General features: G+C 40.2%; 20 protein-coding genes. 17 read left to right on the top strand and 3 right to left on the bottom strand.

Annotated elements, in window-relative coordinates; genetic code table 11:
- Window positions 1–21: 21 nt before the first annotated feature.
- The 12 genes from AC4HCY_RS16600 to AC4HCY_RS16545 all read left to right on the top strand — a co-directional run bounded on the left by AC4HCY_RS16600 (window position 22) and on the right by AC4HCY_RS16545 (window position 14,754).
- Window positions 22–1,983 carry an HD domain-containing phosphohydrolase gene (locus AC4HCY_RS16600; RefSeq protein WP_491094661.1) on the top strand — a complete coding sequence of 654 codons (1,962 nt, stop codon included), beginning with the start codon at window positions 22–24 and terminating at the stop codon, window positions 1,981–1,983.
- A 73-nt stretch (window positions 1,984–2,056) separates the two neighbouring features.
- Window positions 2,057–3,913, top strand: coding sequence for a sigma-54 interaction domain-containing protein (locus AC4HCY_RS16595; protein WP_323433745.1), 1,857 nt, complete (start codon window positions 2,057–2,059; stop codon window positions 3,911–3,913).
- 247 nt (window positions 3,914–4,160) lie between these two features.
- Window positions 4,161–5,450 (top strand): diaminopimelate decarboxylase, encoded by a 1,290-nt coding sequence (gene lysA / locus AC4HCY_RS16590; RefSeq protein ID WP_323433746.1) that lies wholly within the window; start codon window positions 4,161–4,163, stop codon window positions 5,448–5,450.
- A gap of 112 nt (window positions 5,451–5,562) precedes the next feature.
- On the top strand, window positions 5,563–7,404 hold the full coding sequence (locus tag AC4HCY_RS16585) for a peptide ABC transporter substrate-binding protein (RefSeq protein WP_491094660.1): 1,842 nt from the start codon (window positions 5,563–5,565) through the stop codon (window positions 7,402–7,404).
- A gap of 90 nt (window positions 7,405–7,494) precedes the next feature.
- Window positions 7,495–8,439: an ABC transporter permease gene (locus tag AC4HCY_RS16580; protein ID WP_491094659.1), complete on the top strand. Its 945-nt coding sequence runs from the start codon at window positions 7,495–7,497 to the stop codon at window positions 8,437–8,439.
- Window positions 8,439–9,407 (top strand): ABC transporter permease, encoded by a 969-nt coding sequence (locus tag AC4HCY_RS16575; RefSeq protein ID WP_491094658.1) that lies wholly within the window; start codon window positions 8,439–8,441, stop codon window positions 9,405–9,407. Before AC4HCY_RS16580 ends, AC4HCY_RS16575 begins: the two co-directional genes overlap by 1 nt.
- Before the next feature lie 11 nt (window positions 9,408–9,418).
- Window positions 9,419–10,468 (top strand): ABC transporter ATP-binding protein, encoded by a 1,050-nt coding sequence (locus AC4HCY_RS16570; protein WP_323430690.1) that lies wholly within the window; start codon window positions 9,419–9,421, stop codon window positions 10,466–10,468.
- Window positions 10,461–11,408, top strand: a complete 948-nt coding sequence (locus AC4HCY_RS16565) for an ATP-binding cassette domain-containing protein (protein ID WP_491094657.1) — start codon at window positions 10,461–10,463, stop codon at window positions 11,406–11,408. Before AC4HCY_RS16570 ends, AC4HCY_RS16565 begins: the two co-directional genes overlap by 8 nt.
- 61 nt (window positions 11,409–11,469) lie before the next feature.
- The gene (locus AC4HCY_RS16560; protein ID WP_491094656.1) at window positions 11,470–12,291 is read left to right on the top strand and encodes a M55 family metallopeptidase; all 822 of its coding nucleotides are present in this window, start codon (window positions 11,470–11,472) and stop codon (window positions 12,289–12,291) included.
- 142 nt (window positions 12,292–12,433) lie between these two features.
- Window positions 12,434–12,952 (top strand): hypothetical protein, encoded by a 519-nt coding sequence (locus AC4HCY_RS16555; RefSeq protein WP_491094655.1) that lies wholly within the window; start codon window positions 12,434–12,436, stop codon window positions 12,950–12,952.
- A 62-nt stretch (window positions 12,953–13,014) separates the two neighbouring features.
- Window positions 13,015–13,554: a GNAT family N-acetyltransferase gene (locus AC4HCY_RS16550; RefSeq protein ID WP_323430686.1), complete on the top strand. Its 540-nt coding sequence runs from the start codon at window positions 13,015–13,017 to the stop codon at window positions 13,552–13,554.
- A gap of 636 nt (window positions 13,555–14,190) precedes the next feature.
- On the top strand, window positions 14,191–14,754 hold the full coding sequence (locus tag AC4HCY_RS16545; protein ID WP_323430684.1) for a GNAT family N-acetyltransferase: 564 nt from the start codon (window positions 14,191–14,193) through the stop codon (window positions 14,752–14,754).
- A gap of 8 nt (window positions 14,755–14,762) precedes the next feature.
- Here the strand turns inward: AC4HCY_RS16545 and AC4HCY_RS16540 are convergent, their stop codons facing one another.
- Complete coding sequence (locus AC4HCY_RS16540; RefSeq protein ID WP_323430683.1) at window positions 14,763–15,512, bottom strand: type 1 glutamine amidotransferase; 750 nt, start codon at window positions 15,510–15,512, stop codon at window positions 14,763–14,765.
- Window positions 15,513–15,554: 42 nt separating this feature from the next.
- Window positions 15,555–16,961, bottom strand: a complete 1,407-nt coding sequence (locus AC4HCY_RS16535) for a MurT ligase domain-containing protein (RefSeq protein WP_491094654.1) — start codon at window positions 16,959–16,961, stop codon at window positions 15,555–15,557.
- A gap of 440 nt (window positions 16,962–17,401) precedes the next feature.
- Between AC4HCY_RS16535 and AC4HCY_RS16530 the strand changes: the two genes are divergently transcribed.
- From AC4HCY_RS16530 to AC4HCY_RS16520, 3 genes are all read left to right on the top strand, one after another.
- Window positions 17,402–18,187, top strand: a complete 786-nt coding sequence (locus tag AC4HCY_RS16530) for a transporter substrate-binding domain-containing protein (protein WP_323430681.1) — start codon at window positions 17,402–17,404, stop codon at window positions 18,185–18,187.
- 66 nt (window positions 18,188–18,253) lie between these two features.
- Window positions 18,254–18,943: an amino acid ABC transporter permease gene (locus tag AC4HCY_RS16525; RefSeq protein WP_323430680.1), complete on the top strand. Its 690-nt coding sequence runs from the start codon at window positions 18,254–18,256 to the stop codon at window positions 18,941–18,943.
- Window positions 18,936–19,658 (top strand): amino acid ABC transporter ATP-binding protein, encoded by a 723-nt coding sequence (locus AC4HCY_RS16520; protein WP_323430679.1) that lies wholly within the window; start codon window positions 18,936–18,938, stop codon window positions 19,656–19,658. The genes AC4HCY_RS16525 and AC4HCY_RS16520 overlap by 8 nt, the downstream gene beginning before the upstream one ends.
- 67 nt (window positions 19,659–19,725) lie before the next feature.
- Here AC4HCY_RS16520 and AC4HCY_RS16515 read toward each other — a convergent pair whose 3' ends face one another.
- Window positions 19,726–20,166: a MarR family winged helix-turn-helix transcriptional regulator gene (locus tag AC4HCY_RS16515; protein WP_491094653.1), complete on the bottom strand. Its 441-nt coding sequence runs from the start codon at window positions 20,164–20,166 to the stop codon at window positions 19,726–19,728.
- Window positions 20,167–20,369: 203 nt separating this feature from the next.
- Here AC4HCY_RS16515 and AC4HCY_RS16510 point away from each other — a divergent pair, with 203 nt between their 5' ends.
- The gene (locus AC4HCY_RS16510; RefSeq protein WP_491094652.1) at window positions 20,370–22,538 is read left to right on the top strand and encodes an ABC transporter ATP-binding protein; all 2,169 of its coding nucleotides are present in this window, start codon (window positions 20,370–20,372) and stop codon (window positions 22,536–22,538) included.
- Window positions 22,538–24,406 carry an ABC transporter ATP-binding protein gene (locus AC4HCY_RS16505; protein WP_323430676.1) on the top strand — a complete coding sequence of 623 codons (1,869 nt, stop codon included), beginning with the start codon at window positions 22,538–22,540 and terminating at the stop codon, window positions 24,404–24,406. Before AC4HCY_RS16510 ends, AC4HCY_RS16505 begins: the two co-directional genes overlap by 1 nt.
- Window positions 24,407–24,410: the final 4 nt, after the last annotated feature.

Genomic DNA, 24,410 nt, shown 5'->3' with positions numbered 1-24,410 from the left:
AAGGAAAGGGTGCGTGATGATATGCCTGCTAAAAGTACAAGCTTTATCAAGCTGATGAGTAAAAAAATTATAGTTATGATTACCTTGATCTGCCTATTGATGTTATTTCTCATGATGATCATATTTTTTATGAATCAAAGCAGCAAAGACGAATACATATTGATTGATGTGTTCGGCAGACAGCGGATGCTTACTCAACAGCTGTCCAAAGATGCAAATCGTAAATATGCAATATTGCAATCCTTGCAAAATGGATCTTTGATAGAAACGGATGAGGCCCTTAATGAAAAAACTCTGTTATTGAATAATTATTTAGCCAAAGCGCATAATGAATTCTCAAATACACTGTCATCGTTGCGCACCGGATACCTGGAAAAGGATGACATATCAATAAACCTCGAAAATTCAATCGATGAGATGGGTTCAATTATTGAGATCACAGATGATGCCTGGGATGGTTTCAGTCAAGCTGTTCGTGAAGTCATAGGAAGCAAGCAAGCGGATAAGCAAACTGCTGAAGCCCTGATATATATTAATAAACACGAAGAGCAATTGCTGCAGTACAGTGATGAAATAACCCAGGGCCTTATAAACCTCCACAAGAAGAATGCGAACCGTATTATAATGATTGCCTTTGGGCTGTTTACCGCTTTATTGATTTCATTGCTGATATTGGTATTCCAGCTGTATAAATATATTGTAATACCTTTGAATGAGTTATACATAGGGATTAACAACATCGGGTCGTTAAAAAAGAATACAGGCATATCTATACCGATTAAAAACGAATTGACACCGGTAATCAAAGAAGTGGACAAGGCTTTCAATAAGCTGAGTAAGCTCATCGAATTGATAGAGAATATCAATCATGACACTTCCTTTGAAGGGATACTAAAGTATATATACACCTCCTTTTCAGAATTCATTCCTTATTCTCACATAGGAATAGCACTGCTAAAGGATAACGGAGAAAGTGTAGAAGCCTCATATGGGATTTCAGATCCGGCCTTGGACGATCTGCCTAAAAAGCTGATGGGCATAAAGGCCAGACTTGATGAAACCAGCTTGAAAGGTATTGTAACTAAAGGAATTCCTAGGGTAATCAATGACCTTGAAGAGTATACAAAGAACAGCCATGCTCTGTACAATAAAATTTTACTGGAATCTGGAATAAGGGCTTCTATAACCTTGCCTCTTAAGCTGAATAATAAACCTGTGGGCATCATATTTTTCTCAAGTACGGTTAAAAATACATACAAGCAGCATCATATAGCTTTTTTGGAGACCCTTTCCAGCAGTATAGCCATTAGTTTAAATAAAAATATTTTTATAGACGAGCTTTTGTACAGTACGGTTCTGGCCCTTGCAAAAATGGCCGAATCCAGAGACGAAGATACGGGAGATCATCTTGATAGAATGAAGAAATATGCTGCAAGGATAACGGAGTTTTTGCTTGAAGATAATGTATATTCAGATGAAATTTCAGTAAGCTTTATAAAAGAAATAGAAAGATTCAGCCCTATGCATGATATAGGCAAGGTTGCTATAAGGGATGGGATACTTTTAAAGCCCGGAAGGCTTACTCCTGAAGAGTTTGATGATATGAAGAAGCATACGATTTATGGAGCGGAAGTGTTGAGAACCGCTGAAGAAAATATGGCAAAGCAAAACAGAGGGTTATTTAAGATCGGAATTGAAATTGCAGAAGGGCATCATGAGAAATGGGATGGCACAGGTTATCCTTACAGCAAATCAGGGAGCGATATTCCGCTCAGCGCAAGGATCGTTGCAGTTGCAGATGTCTTTGATGCTCTGACGAGCAAAAGGCCATATAAGGAAGCTTTCTCTTTTGAGCAATCATTTAATATGATGGTTGAAGGAAAGGGCAAGCATTTTGATCCTTACCTCATAGATTCCTTTATAAAACATAAAGGAGAAATATTTGAGGTATACAATAATTTTAGAAACATTGATCAAAAATAGACAATGACAAAAAAGGAATTTGAATATGGCATGTAGAATCTATAAATAAACATTAGCAGTAAGGATGATATTTATGTTTGAGCCGGATAGCTGCGCAAGAAAATTTACGGACATGATGTCCGAAGGCTTTATATTCATAGACACAGAAGGGAAAATACAGATATACAACAACAAGGCCAAAGAAATTTTCGGCATAACATACATTTATGGCATAAGCCATAGCTCCGGGAAAATCGAAGAGGGAGATATAATCATCATTGGCGATAATTGTCTTGGCAAGGATGATGGGAATATGACGCCTGAAGCTTTAAGCTGTATAGGAATAAGGGACAGCGGAATCCAGCCTGGAGATGCGCTGATTGCCATAGGGGTATATAAAAGCGGAAAAGGTAAAAAGCCGGTTTACAAGCATATAACACCCGATTATGATACCAAAGCATTGGAGCTTGGCTGTACTTATCTGGATACTGAGATATACGGGCTCATAGACTTTAAAAATAAATTTATAAATTTGGAAGTAAAAAAAGAAAAATATATCATGGACTATATCAATAGTATCGGACATATTGTAGTTATAGATGGAAATACAAAAAAACTGAAATTTTATCAGACACATGGCTATACTGCCAGAGGAGAAGGGTTGTATGACCTGCTGCTGGGAAAGAGATATAGGGCTAAGGGCGATTCGGAATTTTTTGATGTCATCGGGAAGGACATCTTCGAGATCCATAAAGGCGGATCAACCATCGAGGAATTCTATGAAGCCGCTACGGGAAAGGATATAAGCTATGTAAATGAGTTTAAGGAAATAAACGGCAGGCCTACTATCTGTACTTTGTCTCCGGTGAATAAGGATGGAGTTAGAGTAGGAGCCGTACTAAAGGTTGAAGATATTTCTGAGATCAAAAAGGCCATAAGGGAAAGAGATGAGGCCCTGCTCAATCTGGAACAGATGGAGAGAAGGCTCAGAGAAGAAGAAAGCGCAAAGAAGCTGATGCCCGAAATAATAGGAGAGAGCAGAGAGATTATAGATGTAAAAAGACTTGCTATCAAGGCATCAAAGACCAATTCTACGGTTCTTCTGCTGGGAGAAAGCGGAACAGGCAAAAGCCTGCTCGCAAGAGCAATACATAACAGCAGCAAAAATAAGAACAGGCCCTTTATCCATGTGAATTGCGGTTCTATACCCGAAGCCTTGCTGGAAAGCGAGTTATTCGGATATGAAGGAGGCGCATTTACCGGTGCCAGAGCGGCAGGCAAAGCAGGAATGTTTGAACTGGCGCAGGGCGGCACTATCTTTTTAGATGAAATAGGTGAAATCTCCTTATCTTTGCAGGTTAAGCTTCTTCAGGTTTTACAGGATAAAACTTTTTTTAAGATAGGCGGTAATAGAAATATAGAAGTAAACGTAAGAATTATTGTAGCTACTAATAAGAATCTTGAGGAAGAGATGCTAAAGGGAAGATTCAGGGAGGATTTATACTATAGGATTAATGTTTTTCCAATATGGATACCGCCCTTGAGAGAGAGAAAGGGAGATATTTATCCCTTGGTTCAAAATATGCTGCCTTTTATATGTTCCAGGCTCGGCTGCGAAATAAAGCGGATATCCGGAGAGGCTCTGAGCGTGCTGACAGGATATGAATGGCCGGGGAACATCCGGGAGCTTGAAAACATATTGGAGAGGGCAGTGAATCTTGCAGAGGGAAACACCATCCTGTCAACCCATCTGACCATTGATAGGATAATGGATTATGCAAGACCAAAAATGGCGGATATAAGACCATTGAAGGAAGTCATGGATGAAGCGGAAAAAAGAGCCATTGCTGAAGCGATATTGATCAGCGGCGGTGATAAGAAAGCCGCTATGAATGCATTAAAAATAGGCAAGACAAGCTTTTATGAAAAAATAAATAAATATGGGATATAATAGTCCGGAATATCGGAAACAGTCCGGTATTCCGGAAAACGATAAACAGAACTCACACGCCTTAAAAACACTCATTTATGATATATAAAAATACTTTTTCATTCTTTTTAAAAACATTTCTAGAAAACTAGTCCGAAAAACCGGAAAGTTAACAGCTTCTTTTAACCTTTTTACAACTTTGGTCATATTGGCATGATAATTGCAAAGTTTTATTCATATTACACTAATATATTAAGGAGTTAACATTATGAATAAGATGAAGCAAACAAACGATTACATGTTCGCAGGCTATGATACTGTGGAATTGGCAAAAAAATACGGCACACCTCTTTATGTGCTTTCTGAAGAGAGGATAAGGAGCAGATGCAAAGAGATAAGCATTGATTTCTTGGAAAAGTATGAAAATACTAAAGCCGTTTATGCCAGCAAAGCATTTTTAACCATGACCATGTGCAAGATCATTGAAAGCGAAGGCTTAGGGCTGGATGTTGTATCCGGAGGAGAATTATATACTGCGATAAAAGCGGGCTTTCCCACGGACAGAATTATGTTTCACGGCAACAACAAGAGCTATGATGAGCTCGAGATGGCAATCAATAATGATGTAGGCAGAATAGTGGTTGACCATATAGACGAGCTATATTTTATAGAAGATATTGGGGCCAGAATGGACAAAACGGTAAAAATACTCATAAGAGTGGCGCCTGGGGTGGAAGGGCATACCCATAAATATATAATCACAGGACAGAAGGATTCTAAATTCGGCATACCCTTAAATAAGGACACTATTGATGAAGCCGTATCAAAGGCTATGGCGAGCAAACATATCCAATTGATGGGCTTTCACTTCCATATCGGCTCAAATTTGTTTGAGAACGATTCATATGTCGCTGCCGTAAAAACGATTATGAATCTTTATAAAAGGCTTAAGGATGACTTTAACTTCGTTGCAAAAGAGTTAAATACAGGCGGAGGCTTTGGAATATATTATACTGAGAAAGACTGCGTAAAACCTTTGAGATATTTTACAGATGCTATTATGAAAGCTATATATGGCTGCTGCCGGGAGCTTGATCTGGATATGCCAGGAGTAATAATAGAACCGGGCAGATGGATAGTAGGCGAGGCCGGAATCACGCTATATACCATAGGCGCTGTTAAAGAAATTCCCGGAATAAGGACCTATGCCAGCGTGGACGGAGGCCTGCCGGATAATCCGAGACCTGCATTATACAGCGCTGAGTATAAGGCTGTAGTAGCCAATAAATGCGGTTTAAAGCCTGATAGATTGGCGACCATAGCAGGCAGATGCTGCGAGACCGGCGACATATTGATCTGGGATCTTGAGGTGCCGGAAATAAAAAGAGGAGATATACTGGCAGTGCTGAGCACAGGAGCATACAACTATTCCATGGCCAACAACTATAATAGAATACCAAGGCCTGCAGTGCTCTTGCTGAGCAAGGCTGGTGAGAGGGTCATAGTAGAGAGAGAAACTTATGAAGACTTGTTAAGAAAAGAGGTAGTGCCTTTTTAATCAAACCAAACCGCTCCTAAGCTAAGGCCCCATAAGGGCCATTAGTTAATAGGATAAATTCTTGCAGTGTGTTGCCGAATCACAAGGGAATTTAAAAATGAGGAGGGTAAAAATGAAAAGGGTAATGGCTTTAATGTTGGCGCTGTTAATGGTTTTGGCAGGCTGCACGGGAGGAGGGCAGCCGACAACCGCAGGACCTGCTGAGGTAACTCAGGAGTATAGGACGGTTTATTCCGGAGAGATAACCACGCTTAACTATCTTATAACTGCCAGCACAAATGAATTCGCATTGGCAGCCAATTTTGTGGATTCTCTCATCGATTACGACAGATATGGAGTGGCACAGCCATGCTTGGCAACAGAATGGAAGCTATCAGACGACGGTTTAGTGTGGACACTCAAACTTCGTGAAGGCGTAAAATGGGTGACTCATGAAGGCAAGGAATATGCAGAGCTTACGGCACAAGACTTTGTAGATGCAATGAAGTATGTTCTGGATAGCAAGAATGAGTCGCAAACCGCCAATATTGCCTATAGCGTTATAAAGAATGCTGAAAAATTCTACAATGCAGAGATCACAGATTTTGAACAAGTAGGAATAAAAACTAAAGATAAATACACATTAGAGTATACTCTGGAAAAACCAACGCCATATTTCTTATCGATGCTTACTTATGTATGCTTCTTCCCTGTCAATGGAAAATTCTTAAGTGAAGCTGGAGACAAATTCGGTACTGACAATGCAAATATCCTGTACAATGGAGCTTATATAATGGAAACATATGAGCCTCAAACCAGAAGGGTCCTTGCAGCAAATGAGAACTATTGGGACAAAGAAAATATATACATCAAGAAAATAACTCAAACCTATAACAAAGAAGCAGCCACTTTGGCTCCGGAGCTGGTGCTGCGCGGAGAAATAGATTATGCGGAGCTGCCTTCATCAATAATCGATGAATGGATGAAGGATGAAACAAAGAAAGATAAGCTGCGCCCTCAAAGAACATCTTTCTATACTTATTTCTATTGCTTCAACTTTGATCCCAAGTTTCCAGCGGAATTTGAGCCGGATAACTGGAAAACGGCTGTAAACAATCTGAATTTCAGAAAGTCTCTGTTCCATGCACTGGACAGGAAGGCTGCCATGCTTACATCAGAGCCTTATGATCCGGAGAAGAGGATATTAAACACTATTACACCCAAGAACTTTGTTGACCTGGATGGTACAGATTATACCCGGATCGGAAAGCTGGCCGACTTTACAAATACTGATTCCTTCAACTCAAAGCTTGCCCTGGAATTCAAGGAGAAAGCTTTGGCTGAATTAAAAGGCAAGGCCAAATTCCCGGTCAAAGTGCTGATGCCTTACAACACCGGCATGACTGAATGGACAAATAGGGCACAAGTGATTGAACAGCAGATGGAAAACCTGTTGGGAACAGATTATATAGATATAATACTCGATCCCAAGCCGCCGACAGGTTTCTTAAAGGATGTAAGACGTGCGGCCAATTATGCTTTCCTGGAGTGCAACTGGGGACCGGATTATGCCGACCCGGAGACCTATACTGATCCTTTCGCTCCGGACAATAACTATAGCTGGCCTCATCTGGCTGAAGGCTATAGAGAAGCTAACGGGAAAAATACCTATGAAAACATGGTAAATGCAGCTAAGGCTGAAGTATTGGATATGGCTAGACGCTACACTTTGTTTGCCGAAGCCGAAGCTTTTTTCATAGATCAGGCTTTTGTGATACCATATGCGGCAGGCGGAGGCGGATACGTGGCTTCTAGATTAAATCCCTTTGAATCTCAATATTCACCCTTTGGACTTTCTTCTGAAAGATACAAGGGCCAAAAGGTTATGGAGAAGCCTATGAATTCGGAGCAATATACAGAAGGACTTGCAATCTGGGAAAAAGAACGTGCTGAAGCATTGAAGGCAGCGAAATAGATCAGACAGACCTTTCTAAGCTTCTAAGACTAAAGCCTGCAATATACTTTCGGCAAATGCAGGCTTTAGTTATTCTAAAGGGGGAGAGAAATGTTAAGGTATTCGCTAAAAAGACTTGCTCAGTCTTTGGCAACGCTTTTTATAATTCTTACCATCGTGTTTCTTCTCATGCGATTGATGCCCGAGGAAGGATATTTTGGCCAGGCCTATGAAAAGCTTGACCCGGCACAGCGTGAGGCCATATTGACCTCTATGGGGCTTAGAGATCCCATACCCATACAGCTGAAGAATTTTTATGCTTCTTTATTAAAGGGAGACTTGGGAAAGTCAATGATATACAGGCCTAAGGTATCTATTGCAGAAATTCTCAAAGCTAAAGTCCCTTATTCACTATACTTTGGTCTGACTGCTGTGGCAATATCTTTAGTAGCAGGCATATCTCTGGGCATCATAATGGCGCGAAGCAAGGCCAAAATATGGGATAAGCTGGGCACCGGCTATATTGTGTTCGTCAATGCGGTTCCTGCTGCGGTTTATTACCTATTTCTCCAGTTGTACGTGACAGATATACTGAAGCTTCCTATTCTGTTCAAGCCGGATCAACCTGTCAGCTGGATTCTGCCTGCCATATCTATGTCATTGGGAGGCACGGCGTCCTATGCAATGTGGATGAGACGGTATATGGTGGATGAATTGAATAAGGATTATGTAAAGCTGGCCAGAGCCAAGGGATTGAGAAATAAGACAATCATGGTCAGGCATGTTTTCCGCAATGCCTTTGTCCCCATGGCCCAGTATTTGCCAAGCACCCTCTTGTATACCATATCCGGCTCAATATATATTGAATCCTTGTATTCGATACCCGGTATGGGAGGCTTGCTGGTTGACGTAATACAAAGGCAGGATAATACGGTAGTGCAGGCTTTGGTGCTCATATATTCCTCCATTGGAATAATCGGCTTGTTTTTAGGCGACATACTTATGGCCATATTCGATCCCAGGATCAACCTTGAGAAAAAGGGAGGTGCCAGGTAATGAGTAATGCCAAAATAAATAAGCTGTCTGACGGGATCAATGAAAGCCTTTTTGAATTTGCGGAATATGATGATAAAGAGGCTCAAAGAGCCGGATACTCAAACTATTCGTACTGGCGCTCCACATGGCAAGTATTTATAAGAAATAAAGCGGCTTTGTTTCTTTTAGTATTGATGACAGTATTGATATTGTTCACGATAATACAGCCATATTTGCCGGATCAGAAGCTTCCCACTAAAATATATATCGATTCGAAAACCAATATGCAGCTAAGAAACCATCCGCCGGATTCTGAGTTCTGGTTCGGAACCAACTCTATCGGCCAGGACCTATGGTCCCGCATATGGAGCGGAACCCGAACCTCACTTTTGATCGGGATTGCGGTAGGAATCTGGGAAGCTATAGCAGGAATAATGATAGGAGCTCTTTGGGGATATGTGAGGGTTTTGGATCGCCCCATAACCGAAATATATAATGTGTTGGACAATATACCTGTAACCATTATATTGATCCTTATGACATATATTATGAGACCCAGCTTATCGACCATGATCATAGCCATGTGTATGACAGGGTGGCTGGGGATGGCACGTTTTGTGCGAAACCTGATAGTCATAATAAGAGACAGAGAGTATAATCTGGCATCAAAGTGTCTTGGAACCCCTACTGGCAGGATAATAACGAAAAATCTGCTCCCTTATTTAGTATCCGTTATCATGCTTAGAATGGCTCTGGCTATTCCCGCAGCAATAGGATACGAGGTTTTTTTGACATATATAGGCCTTGGACTGCCTGTCAGCATCCCATCACTGGGAAATCTCATCAACGAAGGAAGAGCTCTTATGATGGTTGAATCACTCAGATATCAGCTGATTTTTCCTGCCATAGTTTTATCTATGGTTACAATATCATTTTATGTGATGGGCAATGTATTTGCGGATGCAGCTGACCCGCGAAACCATGTTTAGGAGGTGCTGATATGATAGATTCAAAGATCATATTATCTGTTTCAGACCTAGTTGTAAAGTTTAAGCTGCGGGGCAGGATTTTAACGGCAATCAGAGAAGCCTCACTGGATTTATACGAGGGAGAAAGCTTGGCAATAGTAGGGGAATCAGGGTCGGGCAAATCGGTTTTTACCAAGACCTTTATGGGCCTTTTGGATGGAAACGGATGGGTAGCTTCGGGAAGTATACTTTATAACGGAGAGAACCTGGCAAGGTTTAAAACGGAAGATGATTGGATTAAAATTCGCGGCAAGAATATTGCAATGGTCTTCCAGGACCCTATGACCTCTCTAAATCCTTTGAAAACAATAGGAAAGCAAGTTCAAGAAGCTGTTGAACTTCATCAAGGCTTAAAAAAAGAAGAAGCCAAAAAAGTTGTGCTTGATATATTGAATGATGTGGGCATATCTGAACCGGAAAGGCGATATAAGCAGTACCCTCATGAATTCTCAGGAGGCATGAGGCAAAGAGTCGTCATAGCCATAGCTGCAGCCTGCAGACCCAAAATACTAATATGCGATGAGCCCACTACAGCATTGGATGTAACGATACAAGCACAGATATTGAGCCTTTTAAAAAGACTCAAAAATAAATACAACTTGACTACCATATATATCACCCACGACTTAGGCGTTGTGGCTAATGTGGCTGATAGAGTAGCAGTAATGTATGCCGGGGATATAGTAGAGATAGGAAGATGTGAAGAGGTCTTTTACAATGCCCAGCATCCGTATACCTGGGCCCTGCTTTCATCGCTGCCCCAACTGGGAGTCAAGGGAAAGCCCTTGCATTCTATCAAGGGTACGCCGCCGAACCTGTTCTATGATATAAAGGGAGATGCTTTTGCGCCTCGAAACCCTAGAGCCCTCAAAATTGATTTCGTAGAGAAGGCTCCCTATTTCACCGTAAGCCCTACCCACAAGGCAAAGACCTGGCTGCTGGATCCGCGTGCGCCAAAGGTGGAGCCGCCTGAATCTATTGCTATACTTCGCAAGCAATGGGGGTTGAGCAAAGATGCATGATGGTCAAAGAGAAATTCTGCTGGATGTTAAGAATCTGCGTGTGGAGTTCGGCAAGTCAAAAAAGAACAGATTTGCCGCCGTAGATAATGTAAGTTTTCATATTTACAAAGGAGAGACCTTTGGACTGGTGGGAGAATCAGGTTCAGGCAAAACCACCATAGGAAGAGCCATCATACGTTTGAACGAAACAACTGCCGGTGAAGTAATTTTTAAAGGGAAGAAGATAAATGGGGATATAGACAAGGAACTGGATAAAGAAGTCACTAGAAAAATCCAGATGATATTTCAAGACCCGATGGCTTCCTTAAACGAAAGGGCAAAAGTTGATTATATAGTATCAGAGGGCCTTTATAATATAAAAAGTTATAAAAGTGAGGAAGAAAGGAAAGCAAAAGTCGAGAAAGCCTTAATGGATGTTGGGCTGCTCCCGGAGTTTTTGAGCCGCTTTCCTCACGAGTTTTCAGGGGGGCAAAGGCAGAGGATCGGAATTGCGAGGACCTTAGTCATGGAGCCGGAGCTAATAATTGCGGATGAACCTATATCCGCCCTGGATGTTTCCATCCGAGCCCAAGTATTGAATCTGTTGTCTGAGCTCCAAAAAAGCAAGGGACTGACATACCTGTTCATAGCCCATGACCTATCTGTAGTACGTTTTATTACGGATAGGCTGGCTGTAATACACAAAGGCAAGATAGTAGAGCTTGCCGAAACGGAAAAGCTTTTTAAAAATCCGCTGCATCCATATACCCGTTCTTTGCTCTCGGCTATACCATTGCCTGACCCGAGGCGCGAGAAGGAAAAGACTCTTGAGATATACGATCCGGGCTGCCATGACTACAAAGATGATACGCCTGAATGGGTACAGATTGAGCCGGAGCATTTTGTGCTGGGAAATGATAAGGAATTAGAGCAATACAGGGCAAGATTGCGCCCACGGTAGGGAACGATCTTGACCGTTCCGCTAAGATAATTATATACGCAGATGAAAGGAGCAACAATAAATGAAAATATTTATATCTGTTGATATGGAAGGAATATGGGGTTTAGTCTCCTCAGCACATGTGGACAGGGACTCAAAGGAGTATAATCGCGCCAGGAAGCTGATGACACAGGAAGCAAACTGGGCTATAGAAGAAGCCTTTAATAATGGAGCAACTGAAGTAGTGGTCAATGACTCTCACGGCAATATGGACAATCTTATTATTGAGGAACTGGACCCCAGAGCCCAGCTCATCAGCGGAAGTCCAAAGTCTTTAAGCATGATGGAAGGAATAAATGAAACCTTCGACGGGGTCATATATGTAGGATATCATTCAAGAGCCGGCACAATAAACGGATTATTCAACCATACATACTCTGGCAAGACTATAGCCAATATAACCGTGAACGGCAAGAAGATGGGAGAATGCGGCATAAATTCCGGTGTGGCTGGATATTGGGGGGTGCCGATCCTTGCCATAGCAGGCGATGATAAGCTTGCAGCCCAAGCTAAAGAAGAAATCGGCGATCTGGAAACAATAATAGTTAAAAGGGCGATATCAAGATATTGTGCTCACAATCTGTCTCAGCAAGCAGTAAGAGAGCTATATAAAGCAAAGTTCGCAGAAGCTTTAAAAAATATAAAGCTAAAACCTGTCATAAAATACCAAGGGAATATCACTATGGACATCGAGTTCAATAGAGAAGTTATGGCAGAGAGTGCTATGCTTTTTCCTGAAGCTCTGAGGCTTGACGAAAAAACCATCAGAATTGAATCCGATGATTATTTAAAGCTTTTCATGATGTTTAGAGCATGCCTTAACCTGGGAGGCTCAATTTCATAATGCTTAATAAGGGCGCCCAATGGGCGTCCTTTCACGTTGATCAGATAAATAACAATAGTATGTAGAAATAGAAAAGCATATATGGTAATATTTACATATGAAAGTAAGATAAGGATTATTTATATAAAGTTTGGAGGTACAAATGGTTAATGAAGTATGTGCCATTTGGGTACTAGATGAAACAACAAATCAGAAATTAGACATAATTAGAAAAGCTTTAGATGTATTTGATATTGAATATAATCCTATCTATGGACATATTACTTTTGCAAATTTTACTGATGTTGATGTAGATAAGATTATTCAATATACTAAAAAGTTTGCAGAAGGGAAAAAGTCATTCGATATCAACTGTACAGCATTAGGGTTACTAACAACTAACTGTATAGCTTGTATACCTTCTACTTCAGGAAAACTATTGAGATATTATGAGGAATATCATCAGAAATATGATTCTTATTGTAATAAGTGGACAAGAGCAGATAGTGGGCTATGGCTGCCTCATATATCTCTTTATTATAGTGAAACAGAAAACTTGGGTGCTATTATTGGTGAAATGTCAAAAAAATTTATTCAATTCAGTGGGAAAATTGTGAAGATGGAACTATCTATTGTAAATGAAAATGATTTTAATATAGTGTATTCTCACGATTTAGGCTGATATAAGTGCAATATAGCTTCACAAGTGACCGGATATTAGTATTTATAGCAGGAGTGAATTAAATGAATTGTATTATAGAAAGCGAAAGATTAAAATTGAGAAAAATAACTCCCGATGATTTCGATGACCTTTGTGAAATATTGCAAGACATTGAGGTTATGTATGCATGGGAGCATGCTTTTTCTGATTCTGAAGTAGCAGAGTGGATAGATAAGAATATCAAGAGATATGAGGCAGACGGATTCAGCTATTATGCAGCCATTGAAAAAGAAACAAACCAGTTTATTGGAGTCATCGGACCATTGATTGAAGATATAGAAGGTGTAAGATATATTGGTATAGCTTACATTTTGAATAAGAGATATTGGAATAAAGGATATGCTGTGGAAGGTGCAAAGGCAAGCATTGAATATGCTTTTAATACCCTTAATGCGGCCAAGGTTATAGCACAAATCAGACCTGAGAATTTGAGTTCGCGGAGAGTAGCTGAAAAACTAGGAATGGAAGTTGAAAATGTATATATAAAGCATCATTCAGGCAAAGATATGCCGCATTTGATCTATAGTATTAGAAAACAGAAGCTTATTCATACTATGAACTGAGCCGCTTGATCCCTTAACCAGGGATAAAGCATAACTATAGGTTCAATTTGATGAGGAGATGATCAAAGCGTGAAGGATAGAATTGCCGGATTTTATACAATATCAAGAAGATATCTGAACGATATATTGACTGATATAAAAAATAGAAACAAGGAAATAGGTGGGCGGTTCAATAAAATCTATAAAAAAATAATTGTGATTATATTAAGTCAATGAATGAATTTAAAGACGATGTCGAAGTAAAAAGATTGATTAATGAACTTAGTGAAAGCCATCCTTATCGGAATATTAAAATAGAAATATTAGAAGCAATCTTAAGGAAAATAGACGGTAATACGCCTGAAAACTTTAATTCTTTAAGTCAAATATAATGGATTTGTCTGTATTTGATAGAGACTTTAATAATATAGAAGTAAAAAATGCGTTCGAAAGGGTTATACAGTTTCTAAGTAAATATATTGGTTAAAAGTAGTACTTATTTAGGGGAATAAAATGGATATTGAGATATTACCCATGGATAGGTATGAGGAAACTAAACAGCTGTTTCGGTAAAGGCGGTAGAATAAGTGTTTTTAGTCACATACACCGGAAATAAGAAGCATTATATGGACGGGATCAATGAGAGGAGAGTGTACTATGATAACAGGAGAGAATGTTATTATCAGACAATTAGAGCTGGGAGATGAAGATTATCTATATAAATGGTGGAACGACGGGGAGATGATGGCTCATGCAACTTTTCCCTTCGGAACAATGCAAAGCAAAGAAGCCATAAGAAAGAATATCACTGATGAAATTGAAAGCTACAATATTTTACCGGAAAAGAAAAGGTTTATCATCTGCAAGAAAGCTACTATGGAACCGATAGGTGAAATTAATTATGCTGATTGGAGTCCAAGAAACCAGAAATGTGAATTTGGCATTAAGATATGTGAGATGGTGGAACAGGGGAAAGGCTATGGGAAGGATGCTCTATATCATTTCATAGATTTTTTGTTTAGATCGCTGAATCTCAACAAGATTGAGCTGACCTCAATGATAGACAATGAAAGAGCGCATAAATTATATAAGCAGCTGGGCTTTAAAGAAATAGGGATAATCAGAGAAGGTTTTTTTGACAGCAGGAAAGGGACTTTCAGTGACGTAGTATATATGGATTTATTGAAAACAGAGTGGCTGGAAATAAAAAAGACAAGGTGATAGGCATTTTATTTACCTATCACCCTTTTGATCATTGAATCATGAGCTAACCTTTCGAATTTATCATCAAGCTGTGATAAACAGGTGAAATCTTTATATTTCTGCTTCAGTGCTTTTGTGATCAGATGGTCGGCTAATGCAGGGTTTTTAGGAAGCAAGCTGCCATGAGAATATGAACAATATACATTTTTATAGATTGCGCCCTCGCAGCCATCTTCACCGTTATTTCCATACCCTTTTAAGACCTTTCCCAGAGGTTTAACTTCCGGACCGAGATAGGTTTTTCCGGAATGGTTTTCAAAGCCTACTATTCTTCCGTCACAATCCTCTGACTGAAGGAAGTCGCATTGAAATACTATATTTCCCACCATTCTTTTTTTGCTTCCTATCGTCCAGAGATCCAGTGCGCCGAGGAATTCGATCTCCTTGCCATCCCAGGTTTTATAATACTTGCCGAGCATTTGGTATCCGCCGCATATGCATAAAAAGACTTTATCACTTTTTATTGCATTTTTGATTTCATTGGATTTTTGCTTCAACAAATCGTTTTGTGCAATTTCTTGCTCATAATCTTGACCGCCTCCGAGAAAAACTATGTCATAGTTTTCGGGGACGAAGCTCTCGCCAATAGTCAAATTTATTATCTTTGCGCTCATTCCGCGCCATTCTGAACGTTTTTTTAGAGCCTTAATATTTCCTATATCTCCGTACAAATTCAATAAGTTTGGATAAAGATGACATATCCTGAGTTCATACATATTTTTACACCTCTATATTTCCTAAGTACGCAGCCTGCCGTTTTACTCCCAGAACTCCTTGAGCCCAAACTTGTCCTTCAGGTGCTTCCTGATATCAAGCATTGCAGTATAGGACGCCAATATATAAAAACTGCTGTCCTCCAATGAATTATCTAAGCCTTCGCATATCATTTTGTCATAATCTTTTATTATACTTATTTTCGCTGTATTGAAATCATCGTATTTTAATCTTAGGGCCATGTCCTCTGCTCTGATGCCGGAAACAAAAATATTGCCGGTTTCCTCCGATGCCCGCTGCAGCTTTCCGAAGTTCACATCCCATAGCCATGAAATATCAGTTCCGTCGGCAACCTTATCATTTATTATGAGGGCAATTTGGCTTTGTTTTTTTGCTTTTGTAAGCAAATCAATAGCTTGATTGAAGCCGGAGGGATTTTTCACTAAAATTATCCAGATTTTCTTATTACCTGCATCAATTTCTTCCATTCTCCCAAATCCGCTTTTAAGGCTGCCTAGACATTTTAAAGAATTTTTTACTGGCAAGCCCAAAACAGCCCCACAAGATAGAGCTGCCAAAGAGTTATATATGTTATAAAGCCCTGGCAAGCCTATCCTGGTCTTATATAACTCTTTTTTAGTTTTATTGCCTTCCGAGCTTTCAATTGATATCTGAACCAGAGAGTGAGAACTGTTCAATTCATCAATATTGGAACATGTGATGCTGGAAGGCGGCCTCATATAGCCGCAGTTAGTGCATCTAAATCCACCCAGATGTCCATATATATAATTAGAATAGATGTACTTATTTTTACAATAGATACAATACATCGCATCCGAATAAGCTGGCTTCTCAGCATTCTTGTATGCATTGGGGCCGATCCCGAAATACACAAGCCTTTTATCACTGCCTCTGCCGAGGGAGGCACACATGGAATCATCCGCATTTAATATGAGCTTGGTGTTTTTTAATTTCTGCACCCCGAGCCTGACATTATTAAGAGTTGAGTAAAGCTCTCCGTAGCGGTCCAACTGATCTCTGAAGAAATTTGTGACGATCAAAATGTCAGGTTCCACAAAATCACATATTTTATTGAATGCCGCCTCATCAACTTCAATCAATGCAGTCCGAACAGGCGATTCTCCAAAAAGCTTTGTTGAATTGAGAAAAGTGCTGGCAATTCCAGCCGTTAAATTTGCCCCTGACTTGTTTGTTATATATTTGATGCCGTTCTCTTCAAGGATCTGGCCTATAATATGGGTTGTTGTTGTTTTGCCATTGGTTCCGGTTACCATGATTATTTTATAATTTTTAGCTGCTTCTTTTAATGCATCCGGGTATATTATAGATGCTGCTTTACCGGGAAAAGATGTGCCTCCAAACTTTGCAGCTCTGCACACCTTGCATAAAGTCTTTGATACAATTGATGCCAGCTTATATTTAATATTCACGTCAAACACCGCCAAAAGTTTGATATTTTGCTGCAGAATCCCTATATATTCGATGAATTATCTTAAGTGTGCAGCATTAAGAAAATAAGTATCTAAGTACTACCATATTATGTACGATTAACATTAGCTGTGACAGCCATAAGCTCTTAATTGCACTTTTAATTGTTGATCACTGAACTAACCCGCTCTAAGACCCCCGCCTCTATAGGCGGCAGGTGTCAAGAGCAGCTAAGTCCAGTATGGACTCGACTAACATTCAGTGGGGGTTCCAATCCCCCCTCTGAATGAAGTCTCGTTCAAGCATGGCAATGATATCCGGAAATTTTGGGCTTCAGAAATAATTGTGATTATTTATACAAAAGCATTGCATAATAATGCGATTGAGTGTATAATGTTGATTCGTGAATAAATTATAGATGATGGGATGTTAGGAGGAAGAAATGTTGAAAAAGATGTTAAAAAAATTAATTCTGCTAACTGTTACAGCAATTATTGCTTTATCTTTTGCGGGATGCGGGAAAAAAGCAGATAAACTTGTGGTAGGTACAAGTGCGGATTATCCGCCCTATGAGTTTCACATGATGGATGGAGGAAAAGATAATATAGTAGGCTTTGATATTGATATCGCTGCAGAGATTGCAAAGGACATGGGAAAAGAGCTTGAGATCAAGGATATGGATTTCGCAGCACTGTTAGGCGCCCTTGAAGCGGGGAAGATCGATATGGTTCTGGCGGGCATGACTCCTGATAATGAAAAAAGAAAGAATGCAGATTTCTCAGAGATATATTATAAGGCTGAACAAGGCGTCGTTATCAGGGCAGAAGACAAAGATAAATATAAAACTGCTGAGGATTTTAAAGATGTGAAGGTAACAGTACAGCAAGGCACTTCCCAAGAAAAAATAGCCGGCACTCAATTGATAGGATGCCAATTAAAAACTCTAAAAAAGGTTGGAGATCTTGTTTTGGATCTTAAATCAAAAAAATGCGATGCTATTATTGTGGAGCTGCCTGTTGCAAAAGCATATGTCAAAGAAAATCCTGAACTCATCATAAGTGAAGTACAGGTGCAGGATGAAGTCGGGGGAGCAGCGGCAGCCGTTGCAAAAGGAAACACAAAGCTGCTTGAGCAGGTTGACAAAACATTAAAAAGACTTGCCAATGAGGGCAAAATAGACGAGTATGTGACAAATGCAATAAAGCTTTCTTCTGAAGCTGCAGAATAAGGCTGATTTAAATGAATAATTATAATTTTTTGAAAATGTGAGGAAGCAGTTGTAGGGGGAAGAACTTTGAGCTTTTTATTTTTAAATAAATACGCTTGGTATTATATAAACGGTGCCAAAAACACGATACTTCTTACTTGTATAGCACTATTCTTTGGCATAATATTGGGCCTTATGTTTGCATTGCTGAGATTGTCGGATAATAAGGCCTTGAAATATGTCGCAGTGACATATATTGAAATCATAAGAGGCACACCGATATTGATTCAAATAATGATACTTTATTTTGGTGTAACACAATATATCAGTTTTCCGGAGATACCTGCGCTGTCAAAGCTGATAGGTTACGATTCATCGGATTTTATGGCGGGAGCCGCAGCTGTGGCAATCAACAGCGGAGCGTATGTAGCTGAGATCATCCGGGCAGGTATACAATCCATAAGCAAAGGGCAGATGGAAGCCGCCAGATCCTTGGGGCTTACAAAGTCGATGGCAATGCGGTATGTAATAGTACCCCAAGCCTTCAAAAATATACTTCCTGCATTGGGAAATGAATTTGTTACCTTGATTAAGGAAACCTCCGTCGTATCAGTAATAGGGATAATGGAGCTTACTAAGGCCGGAGATATTGTAAGAGGTGCTACGGCGAAGGGCTTTGAGCCTCTCATAGTAGCTGCGGTTATATATTTTTCCATCACTTTTACGGCATCCAAGCTTGTTGGTTTGCTTGAGAGGAGGATGAGAGTAAGTGATTAAAGTATCAAATTTGCATAAAAGATTCGGAAAGCTTCATATTTTAAAAGGTATAAATGCTCATATAGAAAAGGGAGAGGTTGTTGTTGTTATAGGTCCAAGCGGCTCCGGAAAGAGCACTTTCCTCAGATGCCTTAATATGCTTGAAGTGCCGGATGAGGGCCAAATATTATTTAAGGACACCATAATGAACAGCAAAAAAACAAATATAGATAAGCAAAGAGAAAAGATGGGCATGGTATTTCAGCAGTTTAATCTTTTTCCTCATATGACTGTTATGGAAAATATAACTTTAGCGACCATAAAGCTAAAAAAGAAGAGCCAGAAAGAATCCGAAAAAGAAGCCCTGGATTTGCTGAGGAGGGTCGGACTTGAGGATAAAGCCGGCAGTTATCCGAACCAGCTTTCAGGAGGGCAAAAACAGAGGATCGCGATAGTAAGGGCGCTGGCCATGTCGCCGGAGGTAATGCTCTTTGATGAGCCCACATCAGCTCTTGATCCCGAGATGGTGGGAGAGGTTTTGGAAGTGATGAAAAGGCTGGCGGCAGAAGGCATGACCATGGTGGTAGTTACACATGAGATAGGCTTTGCGAGAGAAGTCGGCAGCAGGATATTGTTCATGGACAACGGTCTTATAGCAGAAGAGGGAACTCCGCAGGAAATTCTCAATAATCCTCAAAACGGCAGAACCAGGGAATTTCTAAGCAAAGTCCTTTAAATCAATAAGAAATATGACAGTTGGAGCTTAACACAGCTTTAACTGTCTTTTTGATGCTCAAGATAATCTATGATAGCTTTTTCATTATCTTATATATGCTATGCATAGCCCCATGAAGTTCATCAATATCCTCAGCCGATAATTGCTCAAGTTTGCTCATGATCATATCCAGCGCTTCTTTTCGAAAATCATTGAGATAGTCTATTCCTGATTGTGTAATTGATACCTTGACAGAGCGCCTGTCTTTTTTATCATGAATTCTTACAATCAAATTGTTCTCTTCCAGCTTGTCTGTTAAATGAGTCATTTGCTGCTTCAAAATGTTTAAACCGGCAGCAAGCTCCGACATGGAGATAGGTTCCTTGCCTTTCAAATATAGCAATATGTGAATTTGCATAGGGCTTAAGGTTTTTACTGTTTTTTCTAAAGGCTTGATAAGATTATTTTTAAACATGGGCATTAAATGAAAAAGGTCGTTAGCCAACTGCTCAATTATTTTATCCGGCATTCTACCACAATCCCTTCCATGCACTCAATATCTTCTCTGAAATCAAATGATTTTGTAAATACTATTTCATATAATAGTTCAAATTTAACAATTGACAAATACATTCTTAAGGTGTAATTTAATATAGTAAATAATTGTTTATTATAAACATGTATTTATAATATTATAACACCTTTATAATAATATGTCGAGGGAGATGAAACATGTTAAAGCTGAAAGGTTATCTTAGGCCATTTATTGTGTCTATCACTGCAATTATCGCGCTGCTTTGGGTTCAGGCTGCTTGTGATCTGTCATTGCCTGGCTACACCTCTAACATTGTAAATATCGGTATTCAGCAAGGCGGAATAGAGAACGGAGTACCTAAAGCAATACGCAAAAGCGAGTTTGATAGACTCATACTATTTATGAATGAAGAAGATAAAGCGGAGGTATCGAAAAGCTATACTATTTTGGATAAAAGCAGCATATCTCAAAATGATTACGATCATTATACAAAGATTTACCCTCGTCTATCAGAAGAACCTATTTACACATTGAATGCAAATTCAAAGAATGAAATAAGCCGGCTTAATTTGATCATGAGCAAGCCCATCCTTGCCGCAGAAGCTTTGGAGAAAATGGGCATATCTCTTTCGAACATACCGCCGGCTCAGATAGAGTCTATGAAAAACAGCGCTGGTGAGAGGTTTGCGGGTATGCCCGATTCCATGATAACCCAGGGCGCAACCTCCTATATCCGTAAGGAATATAAAATTTTAGGAATGGATACTGATAAGATTCAAACAAGCTATATACTGCGTTCCGGTGCAATTATGCTGCTTATAGCATTGCTGAGCATGGGCGTCACCGTAGCTGTAGGATATTTTGGTTCAAAGGTTGGGGCAGGGCTTTCCATGAATCTTAGAAAAGATGTATTCGGAAAGGTCATAAGCTTTTCCAGCAGCGAATTTGATAAATTCAGTACCGCATCGCTGATCACGCGAACCACTAATGATATTCAGCAGATTCAAATGTTGACGGTAATGCTTTTGAGAATTGTTTTCTATGCTCCCATATTAGGTATAGGAGGGGTAATAAAGGTTTTTAAAAGCGATTACTCCATGGCCTGGATTATTGGAGTGGCGGTAGCTGCTATTTTGATCTTAGTGGCTGCTATGTTTTATATAGCAATTCCGAAATTCAAAGCGGTGCAAAAGCTTGTAGATAGACTGAACCTGGTAACAAGAGAGATACTTACGGGGATATTGGTCATACGTGCATTCAATACTCAAAAGCATGAAGAGAAAAAATTTGATATTGCAAGCAGAGACCTGACAAAAACGAATCTGTTTATCAATAGAGTAATGTCTCTCATGATGCCGGCAATGATGCTGATCATGAATGGAGTCACTTTATTGATCGTTTGGGTAGGCGCTCGTCAGATTGATCAGGGTGCAATGCAGGTTGGCAATATGATGGCTTTTATACAGTATACTATGCAGATCATTATGGCGTTTTTAATGATTTCCATGGTTTCCATAATGCTGCCCCGGGCCGCTGTTTCTGCTGAGCGCATAGAAGAGATCTTAAGCTCGGAGATACTGGTGAGAGATGTTGAAAAGCCTCAGAATTTCGGGAAAAATAGAAGAGGCCATGTTGAGTTCAGGGATGTGAGCTTCAGATATCCCGGCGCAGAAGTGGACGCCCTTTCGCATATAAGCTTTACTGCTGAGCCCGGGCAGACAACTGCATTTATCGGCAGCACCGGCAGCGGGAAAACTACGCTCATCAATCTCATACCTCGTTTCTATGATGTAACAGGGGGTCAAATACTGATTGACGGCGTGGACATCAGCAAGGTACCTCAGCATGAATTAAGAGCCCGGATAGGATATGTACCCCAAAAAGCCCTTCTTTTTTCGGGTACTATAGAAAGCAACCTGAAATATAGCAATGAAGCCGCATCTGAAGAAGAACTGGTTAAGGCGGCAGATATAGCCCAGGCTTCGGAATTCATAAAAGCAAAGCCTGAAGGGCTTAAAGCCGATATTTCTCAGGGCGGCTCCAATGTTTCAGGCGGGCAGAAGCAGAGGCTTTCAATCGCCAGGGCGCTTGTCAAAAAGCCTGATATATATATCTTTGACGACAGCTTTTCTGCCCTTGATTTTAAAACCGATGCGCTGCTCCGCGAAGCCCTTAAGAGGGAGACGGCCCACAGCACCTTGCTTATAGTTGCACAGAGGATAAGCACGATCATAAATGCAGACCGGATCATTGTCCTTGATGAGGGTAAAATTGCAGGCATAGGCAGCCACAAAGAGCTTATGAAAGAATGCGAAGTATATAGGCAAATAGCTTTATCACAGCTTTCAATGGAGGAGCTTGCATAATGAGTGAAATGAGAAAAAATGAAACCAAAACAGGCATGAAGCCAATGGGAAGAGGCCCAATGGGCGGAGGGCATATGAGGGGTATTCCTGAAAAGCCTAAGGATTTTAAAGGAACAATGAAAAAACTAATAGGATATTTAAAGCCCTATCTTTTTTCAATTATTGTAGTGATACTCTTTGCAGTGGGAAGCTCTGTTTTTTCGATCATAGGCCCTAAAATACTTGGAAAAGTCACGACAAAGATTTTTGAGGGATTGATAGGCAAGGTTTCAGGCGCCCAGAGTGCAGGCATTGATTTTGAGTATATCGGAGATACAGTGCTTCTTTTGCTAGGGCTATATATTATCAGTGCAGTATTCTCCTTTGTGCAGGGCTTTATCTTATCGGGAGTGGCACAAAAGGTATCTTATAACTTAAGGAAAGAAATATCACAAAAGATAAACAAGCTGCCATTGAAATACTTTGATACAAAAACTCATGGAGAGGTATTGTCGAGAGTAACGAATGACGTTGATACTGTGAGCCAAACTCTGAACCAGAGCATTTCCCAGATAATTACATCTGTGATCATGCTGATCGGTACTGTTGTCATGATGCTTTCCATCAGCAGATCGATGACTCTTGTATCAATATTGATCTTGCCCCTGTCCATTATCTTTATATCCTTGGTAGTTAAAAGGTCTCAGAAATATTTTGTGCAGCAGCAGCTTTATCTAGGCCAAGTAAATGGCCATGTTGAAGAAGTATACGGCAGCCACATAATAGTCAAGGCCTTCAATGGGGAGGGGAAAGCCGTAGAAAAGTTTAATGATCTGAATGATAAACTATATAATTCGGCGTGGAAATCACAGTTCTTATCCGGTATGATGATGCCCATCATGACATTTATCGGCAATATAGGATATGTTTTAGTGAGCATAATGGGCGGTTGGCTTGCTGTTAAAAAGGCTATCGAGGTTGGGGATATACTCTCCTTTATACAATATGTGCGTCAGTTCAGTCAGCCTATAGCTCAGGTGGCTCAAATTTCCAATGTGCTTCAATCTACAGCAGCGGCTTCAGAAAGGGTTTTTGAATTTCTTGAGGAGCAGGAGGAAATCGAAGAGAATTATGATCCGGTGGGCACTATGAATATTGCAGGCCAAGTATCCTTTGAGGATGTGCGCTTCGGGTACGATACGGATAAGATAGTCATCAAGGGCTTCAATGCAGATATTAAGCCGGGTCAGAGAGTCGCCGTAGTAGGACCTACAGGAGCGGGAAAGACTACAATAGTAAAGCTTCTAATGAGATTTTATGATGTCAGCAGCGGGAGAATATTGATTGACGGACATGATATCAGGGAATTTTGCAGGGATGATTTGAGGAGCATGTTTGGCATGGTGCTGCAGGACACCTGGTTGTTTAACGGCACAATCATGGAAAACATACGCTACGGCAGGCTGGATGCCGCAGACGAGGAAGTTATCAGGGCTGCTAAGACTGCCCATGCCCATTCCTTCATAAAAACCTTGCCCCACGGATACAACATGGAGATAAATGAAGAAGCAGGTAATATATCTCAAGGGCAGAAGCAGCTATTAACTATAGCCCGTGCAATATTGGCAGATCCTAAAATACTGATATTGGACGAAGCAACAAGTTCTGTAGATACTCGTACTGAAGTTTTGATACAAAGAGCTATGGAAAATCTGATGAAGGATAGGACCAGCTTTATTATTGCCCATAGATTATCAACCATAAGAGACGCAGATCTGATCCTGGTTATGAAGGACGGAGATATTGCGGAGCATGGAAATCATGAGGAATTACTGGCTGCGGGAGGCTTTTATGCTTCGTTATATAATAGCCAGTTTGAAAGCCCATAGAATA

It is taken from the genome of Lutispora sp. QWL-02, assembly GCF_058315355.1.
Note: the sequence above shows the minus strand (reverse complement) of the source record. Positions and strands in the feature narration are given on the sequence as shown.

Coding starts and splice junctions, on each gene's coding strand:
- AC4HCY_RS16600 (WP_491094661.1), top strand. CDS start 22: ATGCCTGCTAAAAGTACAAGCTTTATCAAGCTGATGAGTAAAAAAATT.
- AC4HCY_RS16595 (WP_323433745.1), top strand. CDS start 2,057: ATGTTTGAGCCGGATAGCTGCGCAAGAAAATTTACGGACATGATGTCC.
- lysA (WP_323433746.1), top strand. CDS start 4,161: ATGAATAAGATGAAGCAAACAAACGATTACATGTTCGCAGGCTATGAT.
- AC4HCY_RS16585 (WP_491094660.1), top strand. CDS start 5,563: ATGAAAAGGGTAATGGCTTTAATGTTGGCGCTGTTAATGGTTTTGGCA.
- AC4HCY_RS16580 (WP_491094659.1), top strand. CDS start 7,495: ATGTTAAGGTATTCGCTAAAAAGACTTGCTCAGTCTTTGGCAACGCTT.
- AC4HCY_RS16575 (WP_491094658.1), top strand. CDS start 8,439: ATGAGTAATGCCAAAATAAATAAGCTGTCTGACGGGATCAATGAAAGC.
- AC4HCY_RS16570 (WP_323430690.1), top strand. CDS start 9,419: ATGATAGATTCAAAGATCATATTATCTGTTTCAGACCTAGTTGTAAAG.
- AC4HCY_RS16565 (WP_491094657.1), top strand. CDS start 10,461: ATGCATGATGGTCAAAGAGAAATTCTGCTGGATGTTAAGAATCTGCGT.
- AC4HCY_RS16560 (WP_491094656.1), top strand. CDS start 11,470: ATGAAAATATTTATATCTGTTGATATGGAAGGAATATGGGGTTTAGTC.
- AC4HCY_RS16555 (WP_491094655.1), top strand. CDS start 12,434: ATGGTTAATGAAGTATGTGCCATTTGGGTACTAGATGAAACAACAAAT.
- AC4HCY_RS16550 (WP_323430686.1), top strand. CDS start 13,015: ATGAATTGTATTATAGAAAGCGAAAGATTAAAATTGAGAAAAATAACT.
- AC4HCY_RS16545 (WP_323430684.1), top strand. CDS start 14,191: ATGATAACAGGAGAGAATGTTATTATCAGACAATTAGAGCTGGGAGAT.
- AC4HCY_RS16540 (WP_323430683.1), bottom strand. CDS start 15,512: ATGTATGAACTCAGGATATGTCATCTTTATCCAAACTTATTGAATTTG.
- AC4HCY_RS16530 (WP_323430681.1), top strand. CDS start 17,402: ATGTTGAAAAAGATGTTAAAAAAATTAATTCTGCTAACTGTTACAGCA.
- AC4HCY_RS16515 (WP_491094653.1), bottom strand. CDS start 20,166: ATGCCGGATAAAATAATTGAGCAGTTGGCTAACGACCTTTTTCATTTA.
- AC4HCY_RS16510 (WP_491094652.1), top strand. CDS start 20,370: ATGTTAAAGCTGAAAGGTTATCTTAGGCCATTTATTGTGTCTATCACT.
- AC4HCY_RS16505 (WP_323430676.1), top strand. CDS start 22,538: ATGAGTGAAATGAGAAAAAATGAAACCAAAACAGGCATGAAGCCAATG.